The sequence below is a fragment of the Methanoculleus sp. UBA303 genome, from assembly GCA_002501655.1.
Classification (GTDB): domain Archaea; phylum Halobacteriota; class Methanomicrobia; order Methanomicrobiales; family Methanoculleaceae; genus Methanoculleus.
Window position 1 is genome coordinate 1 of record DANY01000008.1, and the last position, 16,683, is coordinate 16,683.

A 16,683-nucleotide genomic window follows, 5' to 3' on the forward strand; every position below is an offset into this window, starting at 1 on the left:
CTGACCTTAACCTGACGCCAGTGTCCTGTTACCGGAGTCCGAATGAGCGCCTCATCCGGACCGAAACGGTTACACGGGAGTATATGCGCAATCATGTATAAAATATTATTTAATTGCAAAGCAATTTTTGTCGTACGTGTTTTGATAATACTTGCTTGTAACAGCCCTTTTGCCGGCCTGAACTCCGGGGAGGCAAGTATTTCTAACCGGAGGTGTAACGATACGTAGAGCAGAAAACCTGTGCGGATAGCCGCCGTTCCCGGAAAAGGCGGGCCCGCGCCGGAAAAATCCCGAATTTCCCCTGCTGCAGGGAGTGCGGGCGGCAGGGGGCTGTGACCGCACTGGCGGGTCTCAACAGGTGGAGATGAACAGGTATGGCGGAGAAACAGGATTTCGTATATGTCGTTCTGGCTATCGCGGTCGTCCTCCTGATAGCCCTGGTCATCAAACCGGCGATGACCGGCGATGCGCCGGGCTTCCGGTGGCCCGGGGAGCCGGAGCCGACGGTCACCCCGGCATGGACGCCCGCCTACGTCCCCACGGCGCCGCCCGCAACCGCAACCCCGACGCCCACCCCGGTCCCCACCTGGGACGGGAAACCGCGGGGCATCGGGTTCGTCGACCCCGCGAAATATCATATCCAGCCCGGGGAGCCGCCCCTGAACCAGACCGCGCGGCAGCCGGCGGCCGCGCCCGGCATCACCCGGTGGGTGACCTACGCGACGATCGACGGCAAGTGGTCGGGGACCACCGGGATCGTCCGGATACCGTTTCCCATGTGGCGACTCGATTACTCCGGGACCACGACATCGAACTACGAGATCCCGCGCTTCAACTGCCAGGTCATGGACGCCGAAGACCCGAACCGGTTCGTCCGGATCATCACCTTGAACTTCCCCGAGTTCCTCGCCATGAAGGACAAACCCGAACTCCGGAACGAACAGTGGGTGAGCACATTCTATGAGGGAAACCACGACTACTACTTCGTCATCAACGCCCGGTGCATCGACGCCTACCACTTAAAGATCCAGGTGCCGGAGACGTATGTAGGTACATAGGTGGGTGTGATGATGACCCTCCTGGTCGAGACGGTGCAACCGGCGGCGAGGATCGAGAAGAATTTTGATAAGTTGACGATATAACGAAATGGATCTGCCCCTGGATTACGGCTCGCTGCTCCTCGAAGTCGAAGAACGCCCTACGCGCCGCTCGGTACCAGGCGTGCTCGGAGCAGTCAACAAGGAACTGGTCGGCCTGTACCGCGATATCAGGGGTTGATTTTGGAGCGACGGGCCGGTGATACCCGGGGCAAGTCAATTCTCCAACAACCGGTTGGAGATTTTCAAAAGGAGTTTCCCGGCATCGGCGGCTTTTTATCCTTCAATCTCCTGTGCATGAAGTCGTTTTCTGGATATGGTCGTCAAGACGGCGGTAGCGATTTCTCGCAAATCCGAACGGCCCGAAGGCGCTGGCTATCCCGCTCGATGCCCGGGCGAAGACGGCGATGAAGAACGGAGGAGAGATTTGACTGAGGGGAAACCTATTTGAGGTATCCGGGGACAGTATGCTGCATCCAGAGGAGAGATAGCGATGGCGAAACCGATCGAACTCGGATTGGTTCTGGAGGGGGAAGATGCCCGGCGCTTTCACGAGTACATGGAGCAGCCCACCTACACGGACGATGCGCGAAGACTGATCCGGTTCGCGGCACAAGAAGCGCAAAACCGGCGTCTGTGAACATACTATGCCTCTCCCGGCACTCCGTTTCTCGCCTCATTCGAAAGATCTGGATCTATCGTCCTTCAGTTGCGGCCATGCCGATCTGGACGGATTCCTGCTCGAGGATTCGATGGAGTATCAGCAGGAGCGGCTGTCCGTAACCCGCCTTGCGTATATCGACTCTGAGATCGCAGGATTTTTCACCCTCGTCGCCGACTGCATCGATGCGAAGCAGGTGGACCCGGAGGATGGGAACCCTACCGGAAATACCCGGCGATAAAAATTGCCCGGCTGGCGACATCGTCGAAGTACCAGAACCGGGGCGTCGGGTTTCTGATGCTCGGCGAAGTCTTGGCGCTCACGATAACGCTATCCAAGTACGTCGGCTGCAGGATCATCACCGTGGACTCGAAACGTGAATCTGTGGGATTTTACGAGAAGTTCGGGTTCAAGCGCGCAACCAGTAAACTCTCCGACCCGGTCCACCTGTACATGGACTATCATAAACTGCTGGAAGAGGAGCATCTGGCGGAGTGAGGGCTCGATTGTGTCGAGAGGGAGGAAGACGACGAAACCGATCGAACTCGGGCTTGTCCTGGAGGGGGAAGATGCCCGGCGGTTCCAGCACTACCTGGACCACCCCACCGACACCGATGACGGCCGCGAGCTGATCCGCGAAGCTGCCCTCTTCGCCCGCGAGATGCGGGTGTGACCCAAAAAATTACCCTTCGATCGTCTCTCTTTTTTATCTCTGCGGGGTGGAAGGCGGCATGAGCGGGAAGACTCTCTGCGCAAGCGGGGGGATGGGAGCGGCGCCCCTTCTTTGGTTTCACGAATCCCCCCGCACGGCTCATCGTTATGCCGAAGAACTGCAGATCGCTCATGTGATAACCGACAGGAGAGTTTCCGATGCACGTTGCCGCAAAGATCAGGATTCAGGTCACGCCCGAGCAGGAGGGCGTGCTCTGGCAGCTCTCCGAGAAGTGCCGGTTCGTCTACAATTTTGCGCCTCGCTCTGGAAACGCGTTATGGTATGTGAGTGCGGGAACACCCTTGACTCCCCTGCACCGTCGATAACTGAAAGATGGGGGCAGTCGGGGCGGGGTAAGCGTTTCCGCCGGAAATTCCGGATACAACCTTACGGTCTGGTTCCGGATCGTTGAGCCAAGCGCTCAGGTTCATGGGGCATACCGGAAGAAATCGGAAACTTACCCCGTTCCGGCAAAAGATCCTACTCGAAAACGGGCGACTTGAGGAGACCGCATCGCTGATGGCCCGAACGGGGATGATCACCTACTAATATGCATGCATCTCATTGGCAGGCCGGGTGGCCCTCTCCTCCTGCAGAGGCCATTCGAGAGGCGCCTGACCTGAAGTGCCCTCAGGTCCGTTCTTAGGAAACTGGTCGATATCTTTATCGCGCCGTCGACGCGATCAACATGTATGGTTGTCCCCGGCACCGCATGTGAGCGAAAACAGCAGCTCGAAGATGAGTTACAGGCGTTCGTCAATCGTTGGAGCCGGGATCCGTCGATCAAGAAGATCATCCTCTTCGGCTCGGTTGCCCGGGGCGATGTCCGTTGCGGTAGCGATCTCGATCTTATTATCGTCCAGGAGACGGATAAGAAGTTTTTAGCGCGCCTGGAGCCGTTCTACCGCGATGCCCGTGTCGCCATGGATATTCTGGTGTACACTCCGGATGAGTTCGCTGCCATGACTGAGGGGATCTTTCTTAAGAATGCGTTACAGGATGGTGTTTTGATATATGAAGCGGGAACCGGGAAAAGAAGGGATCAGATGGTTGAAACAGGCAGAACGCGACCTTGACGATGCGCGGTACACTTTTGCGGGCGAGAGGTATAATCTGGTCTGCTTTCTGTCCCAGCAGGCCGCAGAGAAGGCCGTCAAGGCGTTCCTTTACCTCTCGGGGGAGGAAAGAGTGCTCGGCCATTCCGTCGCGGACCTTCTTACCCGGGCCTCCTCACTCAACCATGCCTTTATTACCGTCTCGCGGGCAAGGACTCTTGACCTCTATTATATTCCCACCCGCTATCCGAACGGGATCCCGGGTGGCCTGCCGTATGAGGCGTTCGACCGGGAGGAAGGGGAGAAGGCTCTGACACTCGCCACCGCCGTTATCGACCTCGTCAAGAAAATGTTCACGGATTAGTGCATTGCAGGCGGGACTTTCGGGATTCACCATCACCTCTTGAACGCGTCGGTCTGGAGTATCTGGGTGCTGTTCCAGGAGTTACTGGATAATGATCTCTTGCGATCGTTCATGGAGAGGTTGCATGTCCGGGGTGAGCCGTATGAAATTGGGGTTTGATCGCGAGGAGAACCGGCAGTAGAGGCTGATTTTTGTCCGAAGACATGCTCTCCAGGTTGGGCGGGCTCCAGATGAGGTCTCGATCCGCCAGCGGGCCGATCTTTACAGATCCGGGGTTTTCGGGGTGCAATTCAGCCCCACGGCTCAAGCCGGGGGCTGAATTGCACCCCCTGGTCCGTACACTTTCACCCCACGCGGGATATCGTATAGACTGATGAGGCCCAACGCCTCTATTGGTTCAAGCAATGCGACACGTCACCCGGTACCGAGCATACCCCTCTCACGCCGTTGAGCAGCGGCTGTTCACCGGGTTTGCGAGGTGCTCCTTTGTCCGGCATTGGTGTCTTGAGACCAAGGTATACCGGGATTCCTGTCTTCCGAAGCTGAAAGAAGAGTACCCTGAGTTGAAGGAAGTCCACAGCAAGGTTCTGCAGAACGTGGTTCAGCAGATCGTTCACAACCTGATTGCCCTGAGAGGACTGAAGGCAAAGGGGAGGAAGGTCGGCAAGCTGCGGAAGAAGTGGCTTCACTCGATGATCTACGAGCAGACCGGGTTCAAGCTCACGGGCAACTGCCTCCGGTTGAGCAAGATCGGGGAGAGGTGCCGATCGAACTCAGCCGCCCGGTACCCGGGCGGATCAAGCAGATCGTGATCAAGCAGATCGTGATCAAGCACACGCCTGCTCACCAGTGGTTTGTGGCGATCATCTCCGAGACTCCGGACACGCCCGAACCGACGACCGGCACCCGGGCGGTCGGGATCGACCTGAATCTGGAGAACTTCTCTACCGATACCGAGGGCAAAGTCTTCCCGCACCCGCACAACGTCAGGAAGGCCGCGAAGCGGCTCCGGCGTGCTCAGCGGAGGATGTCGAAGAAGGTGCTCGGGAGCAGGAACCGCCGGAAACAGCGGATCAGGGTCGCCCGGATCCATGAAGCGGTCGAGAACCGGAGAAATGATTTCCTGCACACGTGGAGCCGGTACTATGTGGACCACTACGATCTCATCGCTCTGGAACACCTGAACATCAAACCGATGGTCGAATCGCTGGACGCGAAACTCCGCGGCAGATCCAGATCTATTCTCGATGCCGCGTGGTACAAGGCCCGGGAGTTCATACGCTACAAAGCTGCGAATGCTGGTAGGTATGTGCATCTGGTCGATCCGGCCTATACAACCCAAGACTGTTTCCTCTGCGGGCACCGGGAGAAGAAGGATCTCGCGCAGCGGACACACTACTGCCCGGTCTGCGGATACACTGTCCCGCGAGATCTGAACGCCGCGCAGAATATTCTGAAACGAGCAGCCGTAGGGTGAGGCACACCCGAATCTACGCTTGTGGAGATCAGAACCACTACACCACCAATCCTGGTGGTGCAAGTTCCGGTCAACGAAGCAAGAATCTCCAGGCGTTAGCCCGGGGAGAGTGTCAATTCCTGAGGATGGTCCCAAACGTGTGAACGAAGCATTGTAACCTGGAGGTGCCGGTAATCCTCGCGATAGAGAACAGCAGGAAAACTCATTTAAGGTACGCCGTGATACCTTACTATATCAGGAGTGAAGGAAGATGGCCAGACCGATCGAACTCGGGCTTGTCCTGGAGGGAGAAGATGCCCGGCGGTTCCAGCACTACCTGGACCACCCCACCGACACCGATGACGGCCGCGAGCTGATCCGCGAAGCCGCCATCCTCGCCCGCGAGATGCGGTTGTAATCAAAAAATTACCCTTTGATGTCCCTCTTTTTCCATTTCTCAACGAAGATGTTGACATTTCACCGTTCCGGTGCCGAGAGTCGGATCTGACGGAGTTCCTGATCGACGACGTGCTCGATAACCAGGTTGCCCGGCTGTCGGTCACGCGGCTCGTGTCATATGAAGGGCAAATAGTTGGTTTTTTCACACTCACCAACGACTGTATCATCAGGAAAGGGATCAGCGACGACGACGGCAGAGAGATCCGCTTCACCTTTCAAAAGGCTGATGATGGGGCGAGGTAATACTGACAGTATCATATGGATGAGGGTCGAGCGAAATGGCTGAATGCGGATTGACAGAGAAGTCCCGTAAGGTAATTGTTCGTATACTCACCCAGAACGACGCTGATTGGATCGCAATCTTCGGCTCCTATGCCCGGGGGGAAGCCGGCGTAACAAGTGATATCGATATCCTGGTCGGGTTCGTCCACAAAAAGAGTCTTTTCCAACTTGTGCGAATCGAGGACGAACTCCGACATGCTCTCGGGAGAGACGTGGATCTTGTCACCGAGAACGCCCTGAGCCCATACCTTGCCGATACAATACACCGTGATGCCGTGGTGATCTATGACGCCAGAGGACCCCGCATATCTTCGCCACATCCTTGATGCCATTATAAGCATCGAGGAGTTCTCTGAAGGCATTTCGTCGGCGGAAGGCCTCCGGAACCATCGGCTGGAACGCGCCGGGATCGAGCGCATGCTGACCATTATCGGCGAAGCGGCAAAGAAGGTCTCCCCTGAGTTGCGCGAGGGTTATCCAGAGGTTCCCTGGAGAGAGGCGGCGGGGCTGCGAGATAAAATTGTCCACCACTACTTCGGTGTAGACTACGAGGCAGTATTCCTGACCATACAGGACGATCTCCCGGCGCTCAAGCGGGAAATCCAGTCTATCCTCGAGGAGATCGACCGCATGCGTCCCACCGGATAGCACCGCGAAGGTGACACGCGTACGATCGGTTCGCCGGGGGAATATCTCAACGCCCGGCTGAACGCCGCTCAAAACATCTTAAAACGAGCATTGGTAGGGTGGGCACACCTAAATCTACGCTTGAGGAGATCAGGATCGCTACGCCGCCGATCCGGCCGGTGCAAGTCCCGGTCCATGAACCAGGAATCTCCAGGCTTTAGCCCGTGGAGAGTGTCAAAAAAGACCCTCGATCTCCTCCCGCTCAATCCCGGTCTGCTTGAGAATCTCCAGGAACGTACCGGCCGGAAGGTTCCGCCCGTGTACCGGAACGGTGACCCGACGCTTCATTGCGAACGTATTCAGGATATTGTGTAATCTTTCTCCCTTGACATTAAAGTCTTCTCAAGAAGTGTATACGCATCAATAGATTGTTTCTGGAAGATATACTGGAGTAGCGTGACAGTGGTCAACGGGGACATGTGATTAAGTTGATGATAGCGTCTGTATTTCTCTGCCACGTTGAAAATCATCAGGTCTGAGCTAACAACATAATCTGCGGCCAGTTCTCTTGCAAGACATACAACGTGTTTATCCTTCTTGCTCAGATGACACCGGAGGTCTTTCAATTCCTGAGAAAACACTGAAAATCGGTCCATATCATCCTCGATAATTTGGACATTATCGGAGAGTTCAAGAAGTCGCCTCGTCCTGAATGAGAGAATCTCAGCAAAATTTTCAGTGGATGTCAACTACCCCCGCTAACGCAGGGGGCTTGCAACGAGGATCTCATGGGGACCACAACGATGCAATTGAATTCGCACGAAGGTTGCTTTAACCAGCCTTATTCGTGCAGGCCGGCTGACACGGCCCCTACCGATTATCCGTGGAACCACGGAATCACCGGCTACTTGCTCCTCACCCAGCAGCGCACATCATACGCAAGTAGTAGTGTGGTTGAAAACCCCTCTTCAGGAGTCGGCGTCAGTGCGCTAGTAACCAGGGTATCGACTTCAGGATACAAAAACATTACTGATGGGGCAATTCCTCTCCCCGCTTGCGCAGGGGGTCTCCTTGCCCAATCGAGATGAATATTTGGTCGTCTCCCAGAGAACTGTAGAAATGCTTCTAGGAAACTTACCTCCGGGATTTCAAGATCAATTGCTACACAGGCATCGATAACAATTTTCTTGCCCACGAAACACGCTGATCAGAGTTCCAGATTGTTAATATTAAGCGTTTTGAGACGAATCAGGCAGAGGCGGTCTGGTGGAAGATTATAACCTATCAAATCCGCCAAAATTTCATCCCGAAAGAGTGAATCTGCCAGTTAAGGTTATCCCAATACACCCTTATCAGGTGATAAAACATCCGCTCGCACTTTCGGTGCTCATGCTCTGGCCCGCCGCATTCCGCGTGAGGTCGCGTCACCAGCCTCTACTGCCGGCTCAAATCCACCCGCGTGGGCACCCGCCAGCGGGAGCGCCAACCTCCCGGTGAGCGCCGCCGCGGGCCGGCCGATCGGGGAAGCCCTCCGCGACGGGAAGGGGAGGGGCTGCTGGTTGAGCGGGAAAGGATGATATGTGATGCGGGGAGATATACGACGGTATGAGACGGCGCCACCTGCTGGAAGCGGGGGAGAAAGAGGAGGTGCTCCACACCATCCGTACGATCCTTGCCGGATTTGACGAGGTCGAGATGGGGTATGTCTTCGGCTCGTTCTCGCAGGGGGATTTCGGCGACGTGGATGTGGCGATCCTCGTCGCCGGAGAACCCGCCCCGTACCAGGCGATGCGGTTCGCGCGGCGGGTCGAGCGGGAGCTCGAGCGGGGGTTTTGCTACCGCTTTGAGGCCGACGTGAAGATCCTCAACACCGCCCCCATCTCCCTCCAGCATGAGGTCATCAAGAGCGGCCGGCTCGTGTTCTCCCGCGACCGGGAGAGGAGGGTCAGGTACGAGGCAGGCGTGCTCTCCCTGTACCTCGACTATGCGGAGACGCTCGACTGGTTTGACCGGGTTCTGCTCACGAGGGCCTGACAATGGTCCATGATGAAGGAATCCTCGATCACCTCCGGGAACTGGATGGGGCAGCCGGGGACTGGGAGCGCTACCGATCCATCCCCCTCACCGAGCTGAGGACCGACCGGGACAAACGGAATATGGTGTTGCACGCACTCCTCGTCAGCATCCAGGCATCGATCGATATCGCGAACCACCTTATCGCGGCCTCCGGCTCCCGGCGGCCCGAGACCTACCGGGAGAGTTTTGCAATTCTCTGTGACGAGGGGCTTATCCCGGAAGACCTCGGGGTCCGGCTCTCCGACCTCGCGGGCTTTCGGAACGTCCTGGTCCACCTCTACTGCCGGCTGAACCTGGACGAGGTCTACGGGGTGTTGCAGGATGACCTTCCGGTTGTCAACCGGTACCGTGACCTGGTCCGGGCGATGCTCCGGGACCGCCTCCTCCCGGAGTGACGGCCGGGGTCTGCTACGCTGAACCCGGCCGATGCCGGCAGGGTGCCGGCGATGAGTCCCCACCCGGGGGCTGTGGTAGTTCACGAGCCGGGAGACGAAGGACTCCGCCTCGCCGTAGCCCCGGACCGTCGGGTGGTGTTGAGCCTTGCAAAGAGCGCCGGGAGCCCGTCGACGGAGAAGGGTGCGACAGGGGACGAAGGGGGTGGGTGAGCAATTGCCAGTTATATGCTGGAGCATTACCTAATTTAGCGCACTACCCGCACAATAAGGGCAGTCTATCTGATTGCGCCGATCAATTCATTCCGGGGGATCCCGGTTGCCTTTGAAACCTCATCGAGTATCGAGTATAGAGTTCCAACTCTTAGCTCGTTGTGCAGGGGGACGATGACATAAAATTTTTTGTCCCCTTTTTGGGTAACCATCTGAACATGACTTCCTGTTTGCCGAAGGTATGTGTAACCGAGAGATTCGAGGAATTTAACGATCTTAAATCCACTAACAACCGGTCGCCTTGGCATTATGATCAACTGTGAACTGACACTCGAACTGTTGAGTAAGTGGTTCGGAGTCGGCCTGGTTGAGTTCAAGGATGAAATCGGGCACAGGTTCGGTTGTAACGGTGATTGTGATCTGTTCTCCCTGTCCGATTTGATCTTCAAAATAAAGTTCTGTTGCTTCTATGATATTATCGACGAGTTCGCCGATAGTTTCTCCCTGGGTGATGATGCCGTGATCGGTAGCACGAGCGGTCCATCCTGCGTCGTAATAGAATATTTTAAATTTGACTAACATGGCGTTCACCTCAGATTAGTTGAGATGTGTGTGGTTTCCTATGATAAATGTAGTGATGATACCGGATCCGGCGTTCCAGGGAAGAATGCCACGTTTAGCCGATTTGATACTCTCCACGGGCTAAAGCCCATGGCGCTCTTGCACCCCTTGAACCCCGGTGTTGTATTTTTTGAGAACAACTCTTATGCGATCCTCACCACTAACAACCGGAAGATGTGGCAACGGGATGCACCTGGGATGTCGTCCGGGTCCGGATTGTGATCTGTTCGTCTGGCTCTCCTTCGCCTTCAAAATATAGAATCATGGTTTCTTTGATGTTTTTAAGCAGTTCTCCGAATGATTCTCCATCGGTGAAGATACTGAATCCTATTGTGCGGGCAGACCAGTATCCATCTTCATAACCAGTCTCAAACGTTACTATCATGATACAATCTCCCGGATTAAACCGCCACGCCATCCCAGAGAACATTTCTAACAAAGGGATACTGCCGGTGCGCCGCAACATCGGCACGGGATAGTACCTTGACCGAGAGCCGCTCGCCCGTCTGCATCAGCAGATCGAAGGCAAGTCCCATGAGGTATTCACGAAGATGAAAGTCCTCTTTGGGCGTAATCACAAGGATATCGATATCTGAGTCCGGCCGATCATCCCCCCGGGCCACAGAGCCAAAGAGTATGATCTCTTCTATCGCGTCTCCGCACGCCTCTCGTGCCTTTGCCGCGAACTCATGGACGATCGGCCGCCTGACCGATGGCATACAACGGAGTAGTTGTGGATATACAAGTATAACGGTTACTGCTTCGGGTATTCAGGGTCTTGAGATGCATAGAGTCCTCGCGGGCCGGCGACGCCGGAACCGTACCGGGGACCGGGAGACATAACCCCCAGATCTTTGAGGGGGGTGCGCTCCACCAGACGTATCATCGACGGGAACATCAAGAAAAGACCCCGGCTCTTCACCGCCCGGCAACCCAGTGCCGCGCGATGAACTCCCGCACCACCTGCGCCGCCACCGCCGCCGTCTGCCCGGAATCGAACGGAGCAACCTCGACGTAATCGAACCCGGCGGCGTGCGGCGCGAGGGTCCGCACGACCTCCCGGATGTCGAGCGGCGTCAGCCCGAACGGCTCGGGCGTCCCGAGGCCCGGGGGTGAGGCAGCAGTCGATCGCGTCGGCGTCGATCGAGAGGTAGACACTCCTCTCGCCGAACTCCCCGAGCACCTCCCGGAGGACGGCGCCGATCCCCCGCTCCCGCACCGTATCGGCGGTATATAGTTGAGTCTTCTCCGCCGCAACCGCGAACTGCTCGAAATCACCGCTCCGGGCGCCGATGATGATGACAATGGTCCAGGATGAAGGGACCCTCGATCACCTCCGGGGACCGGGAGCGCTACCGATCCATCACTCTCGCCGAGCTGAGGACTGATCGGGACAAACGCAATATTACTGCACGCGCTCCTCGTCAGCATCCAGGCATCGATCGATATCGCGAACCACCTGGTTGCGGCCTGTAGCTCCCGGCGGCCCGGGACCTACCGGGAGAGTTTTGCAATTCTCTGTGACGAGGGCTTATCCCGGAAGACCTCGGGGTCCGGCTCTCTGACCTCGCAGGATTCAGGAATGTCCTGGTCCACCTCTACTGCCGGCTGAACCTGGACGAGGTCTACGGGGTGTTGCAGGACGACCTTTTGGTTGTGAACACGGTTGCGGGACCCGGGTCCGGGCGATGCTCCGGGACCGCCTCCTCTCGGAGTGACGGTCCGGGTCTGCCGCGCCACGAGCCTTCCTTTGAGTGCGCACCGCCGGAAAAATCTTCTCTTCCGGGGAAATCGCACAAATTCCAGTAAGTTATCATGATCGCGTCCCGGTAGACCAAACAAAACACGTTCCGGACCTATTGCAAAGTTAGAAACGCCCATACCATTTGTGCGCCCGCTCTATCGGCATCACAGCAAGAACGTGAACTTCTTTTTCTGATTCGTAGATGCGATAGAAAGCCGTGAATGTATGGCTTATGTGAAGGCGATATGTGTCCTCCCGTCCCTGAACATATAGGCGTTCCTTATCGCCCCCGCTGCCGGGAAACGGATCCTCTTGAAGAGTTCCCAGTTTATCCATGATGATCCGTCGACTCTTCGGACGGATACTCTGGATACTCTCAAGGGCCTTGCGATTAATCAGTATCCGGAACGGCAAAGTCCAGCTCCACAAAATCCCCTTCCGCCTCGATACGATCCATTTCTTCAAGGAACCGGCGCTTCTTCTCCTGCTCCACCATCTGAGCGAGAAGGTCATCAAACGTCTGCCCCGGGCGCTTGAGCTCGGAGATGTCTTCCCATACCCCCTCTGAGACCGGGATCCGCTTCGTCGCAGCCATGATACTATTGTAAGTGCTTGTCGTATTTACAATGTGTGAAGGATCTTCGGTAGTGCTCTAAAAAACAACTGATAATAGAAACACTCTTGCCGTGCGAGTTTTTTGTCATGAGTACAGGTTGTTGCCCAACGTAATTCGGTCGGATCCTCTCAAAATCAATTATCAGTTATATACTGGAGCGCTACCCGTGAATGTAATTCTGCCAGGGGCGATAAAAACAGTGGGGTTAAAAGGATTTAGAGAGAGCAATAAAGGAGAGCAAAACAGTTGGGAAGATATAAAATCGAATATACGGAGATCGCAGACAAGCACCTGAACCCACAACTCCCGGATTTATAAGCGCATAGATCCCCTCCATCAAATCCATTATCTGCTGTAATTTCCGTTTTTACACTTCATACTCCCCCTGATTCCGCCAAGGCCAACCATAATCTATTAATATTATATGCGCTTATATTGTACCTGAAGGCATGAAGTCCACGATCCGCATCAAGACCATCAACGGCAAGGAGTACTGGTACGAAGATATCCCCTACTATGACAAAGAGAAGAAGCAGATCCGGCATCGGTCCAAATACCTCGGCAAGAACATCGATGGGCAACCCGTCCGGGTCCGAGATGAACCAATGGTTCCCGTTGCTAAGACCATCATCGACGCTCCGATCGGTGCCTATACCCACGGAAACCTCCTGCCCCTCCAGAAGATCACCCAGGAGTTGTCGCTCCAGTCAACGCTCGAGGAATTCCTGAATGCGGATGAGACCGATGTCGTCCTGGCTCTCGCCTATAATCGTGTTCTTCGGCCGCTTGCACTCCAGAACGTGCAGACCTGGTTTGAAGGATCCTCCCTCTTCCTCCAGAATCCTCATCTCCCCCTTGCGAGCCAACGACTCAGTGAGATCCTTGCATCGCTCGGAAAGAGCAACGTTCCAACCCTTTTCATGGATCGGTTCACTTCCCTTATCACCCCAAATGCTACGCTTTTCTACGACATTACAAGCCTCTCCAGTTCATCCCAACTCCTGGAACTCCTCGAATACGGGTATAATCGTGATAGCGACGGGTTACCTCAGGTCAATATCTCCCTCGTCATGGATAAGGATCGCGGGATACCAATCCAGTATGACCTTTATCCCGGGAGCATCGCCGATATCGGAACATTGGCCAACATGCTACGCCGACTGAAAACACGGGGAATCAGTCAGTTCCGGCTGATCCTCGACCGGGGCTTCTTCTCTCAGACATCCCTTGCAGAACTGCTGGATGAAGAGATCCCCTTCATCATCCCCCCGACGCTCCAGCTCACCTCGGTGAAAGAACTGCTGAGTAAGGCTCAAAAACAGGTGGCTAAGGCGGAATATCTGCACAAATACGAAAAAGAGGCGATATTTGCAATGCCGGTCACCCTATCCCATCTCTACGAACTCGAAGAGGAACCACGGGTGTTGACCGTCAAGGGGTACTGCTACTATGACCCCCAGCGTGAGCAGGATGAACGAAGTTCGTTCTACCGGCACCTGTATGATGTCGCTGAGAAACTGCGGAATGCACAGCCAAAAGCATGGAAACGGCCGGATGTTGTAGTGGGGGAGATTGCCGGCCATTATGCCCGCTATCTTACCTGGAAGTTCGCGGATGGGCGGTTTGAGGTCGCGATCAAGCAAAAAGCAGTGACTCAGCGGGTGAACCGGATGGGGCGATTCATTCTTTTGTATTCAGGGGATATGGACTGGCTCACGTGCCTTACCCAGTATCGGCAACGAGACGCTATCGAGAAGTGTTACGATGTGATGAAGAACGATCTCAAGGCCCTGCCCTTGAATCTCAGAACGGAGGAGACGCTCCGAGGTTACCTGTTCATTACATTCCTGGCGTTGGTTCTCAGGATGAGGTTACAGATGATGATGAAGGAGACCGGACTCATAAAACAGTATTCAGTTCAAAAACTCCTCCTGGAACTCGAAAAGATCAAAGTTGTTGAGTTATCTTCTGGAGAGATGATGGTTTCTGAGGTCAGTAAGAAGAACAGGACGATTCTGGAGGCGTTTGATTTATGCGCCTAAGGATCTGGGAGTTCAGGCTGAACCTAATAAAGCGTAGAGATGGCGATTTTCTCTCTAAAATTATTGATAAAATTGATTTCTGCCTGGGTGAACATTTATTCGATCATATTCAGCAGTGCGGTAAAAAGAAACTGAAGGGTAAGGAAAATACGCACCGTTTGCACGTTCAAAGAAAATACACTGTTTTTTATACTATTTCAGACGTGGAACAAAAATAAGTCTGTTGTGGTTCACATGGTTATGGACTACAAGACAGCTCATAAAAGATATTCACATAGAGATCTATAATCCTAATCGTTCCTTCATCTGCTCAGATGAGTATCTTTTAGTTTTTTCACTCCGGACTATATCTGCATCCAGTTTTTTAATATCTCCTTCAATCTTTGATTGCATTAATTCACGCTCTAAGGTCTTGCTTATTGGTTCCCCGCCTCTTCTACGCGAGAGAATTTCTTGATAGATCGTATCGGATGCCTCTATTATCCGCATGTTGTTTACCATCCAATAGGATATAATTTTCTTCTGGATACAACTATCTGGCTGGAACGCCTTCTTGACCTGAGGTGCCCGGGTGAAAACGGAGAGTCCCCTTCCGCTGTTTAAACAGATGATGCCCGGGTGAAAACTAGCATGTCTGTATCCGACATTTGAGGCTTGACGTGGCACTAGGGTCAGTCGCCTCGGAGACTATATCAAGAATCACGTAGAGGGTTCCGACGCTCACTTCGTTGTGGAGAGGGACGGTGACCGGAGGTGCATCGTTTTTATCGAGTCTGGCCATCTGGACATGACTCCCATGTTGCCGAACATACGAATACCCGAGAGATTCGAGTAGTTTGATGACTGCAAGGCCACTAACAACTGGTCGCCTTGACATTGCGATCGACTTTGAATTGACATTCAAACTGTTGAGTAAGTGGTTTGGAGTCGGCCTGGTCGAGTTCAAGGATGAAGTCGGGTACAGGTTCGGTCGTAACGGTGATTGTGATCTGTTCTCCTTGTCTGATTTCGTCTTCGAAATTGAGTTCTGTTGCTTCTATGATATTATCGACGAGTTCGCCGATAGTCTCTCCCTGGGTGACGATGCCGTGATCTGTAGCACGAGCGGTCCATCCTTTGTCATAATAGAATATTTTAAACTTGACGAACATGACGTTCACCTCAGATTAGTTGAGACGTGTGCGGTTTGATATACTAAACATAGTGGCGATACCGGGCCCGGTGTTTCGAGGGAGGATATCACGTTTAGCCGATTTGACACTCTCTACGGGCTAAAGCCCGGGAACTTTCTTGCACCCCTTGAACCCCAGTGTTGTAATGCAGCTGCAGGCCTTCGACGAGACGATGGCGGCGGGAAACCCGTAACACCGAAAAAAAGACCCCGACCCTTCACCGCCCGGCGACCCAGTGCCGCGCAATGAACTCCCGCACCATCTGTGCCGCCACCGCCGCCGTCTGCCCGGAATCGAACGGAGCGACCTCGACGTAATCGAACCCGGCGGCGTGCGGCGCGAGGGTCCGCACGACCTCCCGGATATCGAGCGGCGTCAGCCCGAACGGCTCGGGCGTCCCGAGGCCCGGGGTGAGGCAGCAGTCGATCGCGTCGGCGTCGATCGAGAGGTAGATCCTCCTCTCGCCGAACTCCCCGAGCACCTCCCGGAGGACGGCGGCGATCCCCAAATCGCGCACCGTATCAGCAGAATACAGCCGCGTCTTCTCCGCCGCAACCGCGAACTGCTCGGAATCACCGCTCCGGGCGCCGATGATGACGACATCCTCGACCGTATCGAGGACGCGCCGGGTGACGCAACCGTGGCTGTAGGGCGTCCCGTCGAGTTCGTTCCGCAGGTCCAGGTGCGCGTCGCAGACGACGTAGACCTCCGGCTCTACGGCCCTGACCGCGCCGATTGTGGCGGTATGCTCGCCGCCGAGCATCACCGGCACCTTCCCGTCGCGGACTATATCCCCTGTAACGTCGGCCACTTGGTCGACCAGGGCCTCGGGAACCTTTACAACCTCGAGATCGCCGAGGTCCGTGACCGGAACATCAGCGAGATCGATCCCGGTCGAAGGCTCGTAGGACTCGAAGTTGAACGACAACTCCCGGATCGCCCGGGGTCCAAACCGCGTCCCCGGTTTAAACGACGTCGTGCCGTCGTAGGGCACACCGAAGACGGCGTAGCGGGCGTCCTCATAGGACGCATCCGCATCCGCAAAATGGGGATGGGCAAGCTCGTGCATGCCCGTCTTCGAGAGCCAGAACACG

At 55.2% G+C, this 16,683-nt stretch carries 30 protein-coding genes and 2 pseudogenes; 19 read left to right on the plus strand and 13 right to left on the minus strand.

Going from position 1 to position 16,683, the window contains the following annotated elements:
* Nucleotides 1–374: 374 nt before the first annotated feature.
* From BP846_RS01345 to BP846_RS01405, 14 genes are all read left to right on the plus strand, one after another.
* Nucleotides 375–1,058, plus strand: coding sequence for a hypothetical protein (locus BP846_RS01345; protein WP_292392243.1), 684 nt, complete (start codon nucleotides 375–377; stop codon nucleotides 1,056–1,058).
* An 88-nt stretch (nucleotides 1,059–1,146) separates the two neighbouring features.
* Nucleotides 1,147–1,278 carry a hypothetical protein gene (locus tag BP846_RS01350; protein WP_292392244.1) on the plus strand — a complete coding sequence of 44 codons (132 nt, stop codon included), beginning with the start codon at nucleotides 1,147–1,149 and terminating at the stop codon, nucleotides 1,276–1,278.
* 312 nt (nucleotides 1,279–1,590) lie between these two features.
* On the plus strand, nucleotides 1,591–1,737 hold the full coding sequence (locus BP846_RS01355; protein ID WP_292392245.1) for a hypothetical protein: 147 nt from the start codon (nucleotides 1,591–1,593) through the stop codon (nucleotides 1,735–1,737).
* Nucleotides 1,738–1,849: 112 nt separating this feature from the next.
* Nucleotides 1,850–1,999, plus strand: coding sequence for a hypothetical protein (locus BP846_RS01360; RefSeq protein ID WP_292392246.1), 150 nt, complete (start codon nucleotides 1,850–1,852; stop codon nucleotides 1,997–1,999).
* 11 nt (nucleotides 2,000–2,010) lie between these two features.
* The gene (locus tag BP846_RS01365; protein ID WP_292392346.1) at nucleotides 2,011–2,256 is read left to right on the plus strand and encodes a GNAT family N-acetyltransferase; all 246 of its coding nucleotides are present in this window, start codon (nucleotides 2,011–2,013) and stop codon (nucleotides 2,254–2,256) included.
* 10 nt (nucleotides 2,257–2,266) lie between these two features.
* Entirely contained in the window at nucleotides 2,267–2,431 is a 165-nt protein-coding gene (locus tag BP846_RS01370) for a hypothetical protein (protein ID WP_292392247.1), read from the plus strand.
* 197 nt (nucleotides 2,432–2,628) lie between these two features.
* Nucleotides 2,629–2,796: a helix-turn-helix domain-containing protein gene (locus tag BP846_RS13045; protein WP_349680744.1), complete on the plus strand. Its 168-nt coding sequence runs from the start codon at nucleotides 2,629–2,631 to the stop codon at nucleotides 2,794–2,796.
* Between the two features lie 366 nt (nucleotides 2,797–3,162).
* Nucleotides 3,163–3,546: a nucleotidyltransferase domain-containing protein gene (locus BP846_RS01375; RefSeq protein ID WP_292392248.1), complete on the plus strand. Its 384-nt coding sequence runs from the start codon at nucleotides 3,163–3,165 to the stop codon at nucleotides 3,544–3,546.
* Entirely contained in the window at nucleotides 3,521–3,889 is a 369-nt protein-coding gene (locus tag BP846_RS01380; protein ID WP_292392250.1) for a HEPN domain-containing protein, read from the plus strand. The genes BP846_RS01375 and BP846_RS01380 overlap by 26 nt, the downstream gene beginning before the upstream one ends.
* 404 nt (nucleotides 3,890–4,293) lie before the next feature.
* Nucleotides 4,294–4,701: a hypothetical protein gene (locus BP846_RS01385; RefSeq protein WP_292392251.1), complete on the plus strand. Its 408-nt coding sequence runs from the start codon at nucleotides 4,294–4,296 to the stop codon at nucleotides 4,699–4,701.
* Nucleotides 4,650–5,366 carry an RNA-guided endonuclease InsQ/TnpB family protein gene (locus tag BP846_RS01390; RefSeq protein ID WP_292392252.1) on the plus strand — a complete coding sequence of 239 codons (717 nt, stop codon included), beginning with the start codon at nucleotides 4,650–4,652 and terminating at the stop codon, nucleotides 5,364–5,366. Before BP846_RS01385 ends, BP846_RS01390 begins: the two co-directional genes overlap by 52 nt.
* Nucleotides 5,367–5,616: 250 nt before the next feature.
* A complete protein-coding gene (locus BP846_RS01395) occupies nucleotides 5,617–5,763 on the plus strand; it encodes a hypothetical protein (protein WP_292392254.1) in 147 nt (48 codons plus the stop codon).
* Nucleotides 5,764–6,082: 319 nt separating this feature from the next.
* On the plus strand, nucleotides 6,083–6,412 hold the full coding sequence (mntA, locus tag BP846_RS01400; protein WP_292392255.1) for a type VII toxin-antitoxin system MntA family adenylyltransferase antitoxin: 330 nt from the start codon (nucleotides 6,083–6,085) through the stop codon (nucleotides 6,410–6,412).
* Entirely contained in the window at nucleotides 6,372–6,734 is a 363-nt protein-coding gene (locus BP846_RS01405) for a DUF86 domain-containing protein (protein ID WP_292392256.1), read from the plus strand. The genes mntA and BP846_RS01405 overlap by 41 nt, the downstream gene beginning before the upstream one ends.
* Nucleotides 6,735–6,947: 213 nt before the next feature.
* On the opposite strand, the gene BP846_RS01410 is transcribed toward BP846_RS01405, so the two are convergent.
* Both BP846_RS01410 and BP846_RS01415 read right to left on the minus strand, forming a co-directional pair.
* On the minus strand, nucleotides 6,948–7,061 hold the full coding sequence (locus BP846_RS01410) for a type II toxin-antitoxin system HicA family toxin (protein WP_292392257.1): 114 nt from the start codon (nucleotides 7,059–7,061) through the stop codon (nucleotides 6,948–6,950).
* 11 nt (nucleotides 7,062–7,072) lie between these two features.
* Nucleotides 7,073–7,462 carry a hypothetical protein gene (locus BP846_RS01415; RefSeq protein WP_292392258.1) on the minus strand — a complete coding sequence of 130 codons (390 nt, stop codon included), beginning with the start codon at nucleotides 7,460–7,462 and terminating at the stop codon, nucleotides 7,073–7,075.
* A gap of 856 nt (nucleotides 7,463–8,318) precedes the next feature.
* Here BP846_RS01415 and BP846_RS01420 point away from each other — a divergent pair.
* The 3 genes from BP846_RS01420 to BP846_RS01430 are packed head-to-tail and all read left to right on the plus strand — an operon-like array spanning nucleotide 8,319 to nucleotide 9,394.
* A complete protein-coding gene (locus tag BP846_RS01420; protein WP_292392259.1) occupies nucleotides 8,319–8,747 on the plus strand; it encodes a nucleotidyltransferase domain-containing protein in 429 nt (142 codons plus the stop codon).
* A 2-nt stretch (nucleotides 8,748–8,749) separates the two neighbouring features.
* A complete protein-coding gene (gene hepT / locus BP846_RS01425; protein WP_292392260.1) occupies nucleotides 8,750–9,184 on the plus strand; it encodes a type VII toxin-antitoxin system HepT family RNase toxin in 435 nt (144 codons plus the stop codon).
* A 51-nt stretch (nucleotides 9,185–9,235) separates the two neighbouring features.
* Nucleotides 9,236–9,394, plus strand: coding sequence for a hypothetical protein (locus tag BP846_RS01430; RefSeq protein ID WP_292392261.1), 159 nt, complete (start codon nucleotides 9,236–9,238; stop codon nucleotides 9,392–9,394).
* Between the two features lie 65 nt (nucleotides 9,395–9,459).
* Here BP846_RS01430 and BP846_RS13090 read toward each other — a convergent pair whose 3' ends face one another.
* The 6 genes and pseudogenes from BP846_RS13090 to BP846_RS01455 form a co-directional block, all read right to left on the minus strand.
* The gene (locus BP846_RS13090; protein ID WP_394339946.1) at nucleotides 9,460–9,702 is read right to left on the minus strand and encodes a type II toxin-antitoxin system HicA family toxin; all 243 of its coding nucleotides are present in this window, start codon (nucleotides 9,700–9,702) and stop codon (nucleotides 9,460–9,462) included.
* The gene (locus BP846_RS01435) at nucleotides 9,680–9,976 is read right to left on the minus strand and encodes a type II toxin-antitoxin system HicB family antitoxin (RefSeq protein ID WP_292392262.1); all 297 of its coding nucleotides are present in this window, start codon (nucleotides 9,974–9,976) and stop codon (nucleotides 9,680–9,682) included. Before BP846_RS01435 ends, BP846_RS13090 begins: the two co-directional genes overlap by 23 nt.
* Before the next feature lie 199 nt (nucleotides 9,977–10,175).
* Nucleotides 10,176–10,400, minus strand: a complete 225-nt coding sequence (locus BP846_RS01440; RefSeq protein WP_292392263.1) for a type II toxin-antitoxin system HicB family antitoxin — start codon at nucleotides 10,398–10,400, stop codon at nucleotides 10,176–10,178.
* A 16-nt stretch (nucleotides 10,401–10,416) separates the two neighbouring features.
* Nucleotides 10,417–10,734: a nucleotidyltransferase domain-containing protein gene (locus BP846_RS01445; protein ID WP_292392264.1), complete on the minus strand. Its 318-nt coding sequence runs from the start codon at nucleotides 10,732–10,734 to the stop codon at nucleotides 10,417–10,419.
* A gap of 199 nt (nucleotides 10,735–10,933) precedes the next feature.
* Complete coding sequence (locus BP846_RS01450; protein ID WP_292392265.1) at nucleotides 10,934–11,173, minus strand: arginase family protein; 240 nt, start codon at nucleotides 11,171–11,173, stop codon at nucleotides 10,934–10,936.
* Between the two features lie 7 nt (nucleotides 11,174–11,180).
* Nucleotides 11,181–11,321: pseudogene (locus BP846_RS01455) on the minus strand (agmatinase); the annotation flags it as partial.
* Nucleotides 11,322–11,474: 153 nt separating this feature from the next.
* Here BP846_RS01455 and BP846_RS01460 point away from each other — a divergent pair.
* A pseudogene (locus BP846_RS01460) lies at nucleotides 11,475–11,824 on the plus strand (DUF86 domain-containing protein).
* Between the two features lie 326 nt (nucleotides 11,825–12,150).
* Here the strand turns inward: BP846_RS01460 and BP846_RS01465 are convergent.
* Nucleotides 12,151–12,354 carry a hypothetical protein gene (locus BP846_RS01465; RefSeq protein ID WP_292392266.1) on the minus strand — a complete coding sequence of 68 codons (204 nt, stop codon included), beginning with the start codon at nucleotides 12,352–12,354 and terminating at the stop codon, nucleotides 12,151–12,153.
* 470 nt (nucleotides 12,355–12,824) lie between these two features.
* On the opposite strand from BP846_RS01465, the gene BP846_RS01470 reads away from it, so the two are divergent.
* Nucleotides 12,825–14,417 (plus strand): IS1634 family transposase, encoded by a 1,593-nt coding sequence (locus BP846_RS01470; protein WP_292392267.1) that lies wholly within the window; start codon nucleotides 12,825–12,827, stop codon nucleotides 14,415–14,417.
* A gap of 282 nt (nucleotides 14,418–14,699) precedes the next feature.
* On the opposite strand, the gene BP846_RS01475 is transcribed toward BP846_RS01470, so the two are convergent.
* The 4 genes from BP846_RS01475 to speB all read right to left on the minus strand — a co-directional run bounded on the left by BP846_RS01475 (nucleotide 14,700) and on the right by speB (nucleotide 16,682).
* Complete coding sequence (locus tag BP846_RS01475; protein WP_292392351.1) at nucleotides 14,700–15,083, minus strand: hypothetical protein; 384 nt, start codon at nucleotides 15,081–15,083, stop codon at nucleotides 14,700–14,702.
* The gene (locus tag BP846_RS01480; protein WP_292392268.1) at nucleotides 15,043–15,294 is read right to left on the minus strand and encodes a type II toxin-antitoxin system HicA family toxin; all 252 of its coding nucleotides are present in this window, start codon (nucleotides 15,292–15,294) and stop codon (nucleotides 15,043–15,045) included. Before BP846_RS01480 ends, BP846_RS01475 begins: the two co-directional genes overlap by 41 nt.
* Entirely contained in the window at nucleotides 15,272–15,568 is a 297-nt protein-coding gene (locus BP846_RS01485) for a type II toxin-antitoxin system HicB family antitoxin (RefSeq protein ID WP_292392269.1), read from the minus strand. Before BP846_RS01485 ends, BP846_RS01480 begins: the two co-directional genes overlap by 23 nt.
* Nucleotides 15,569–15,806: 238 nt before the next feature.
* On the minus strand, nucleotides 15,807–16,682 hold the full coding sequence (speB, locus tag BP846_RS01490; RefSeq protein WP_349680745.1) for an agmatinase: 876 nt from the start codon (nucleotides 16,680–16,682) through the stop codon (nucleotides 15,807–15,809).
* Nucleotide 16,683 lies beyond the last annotated feature (1 nt).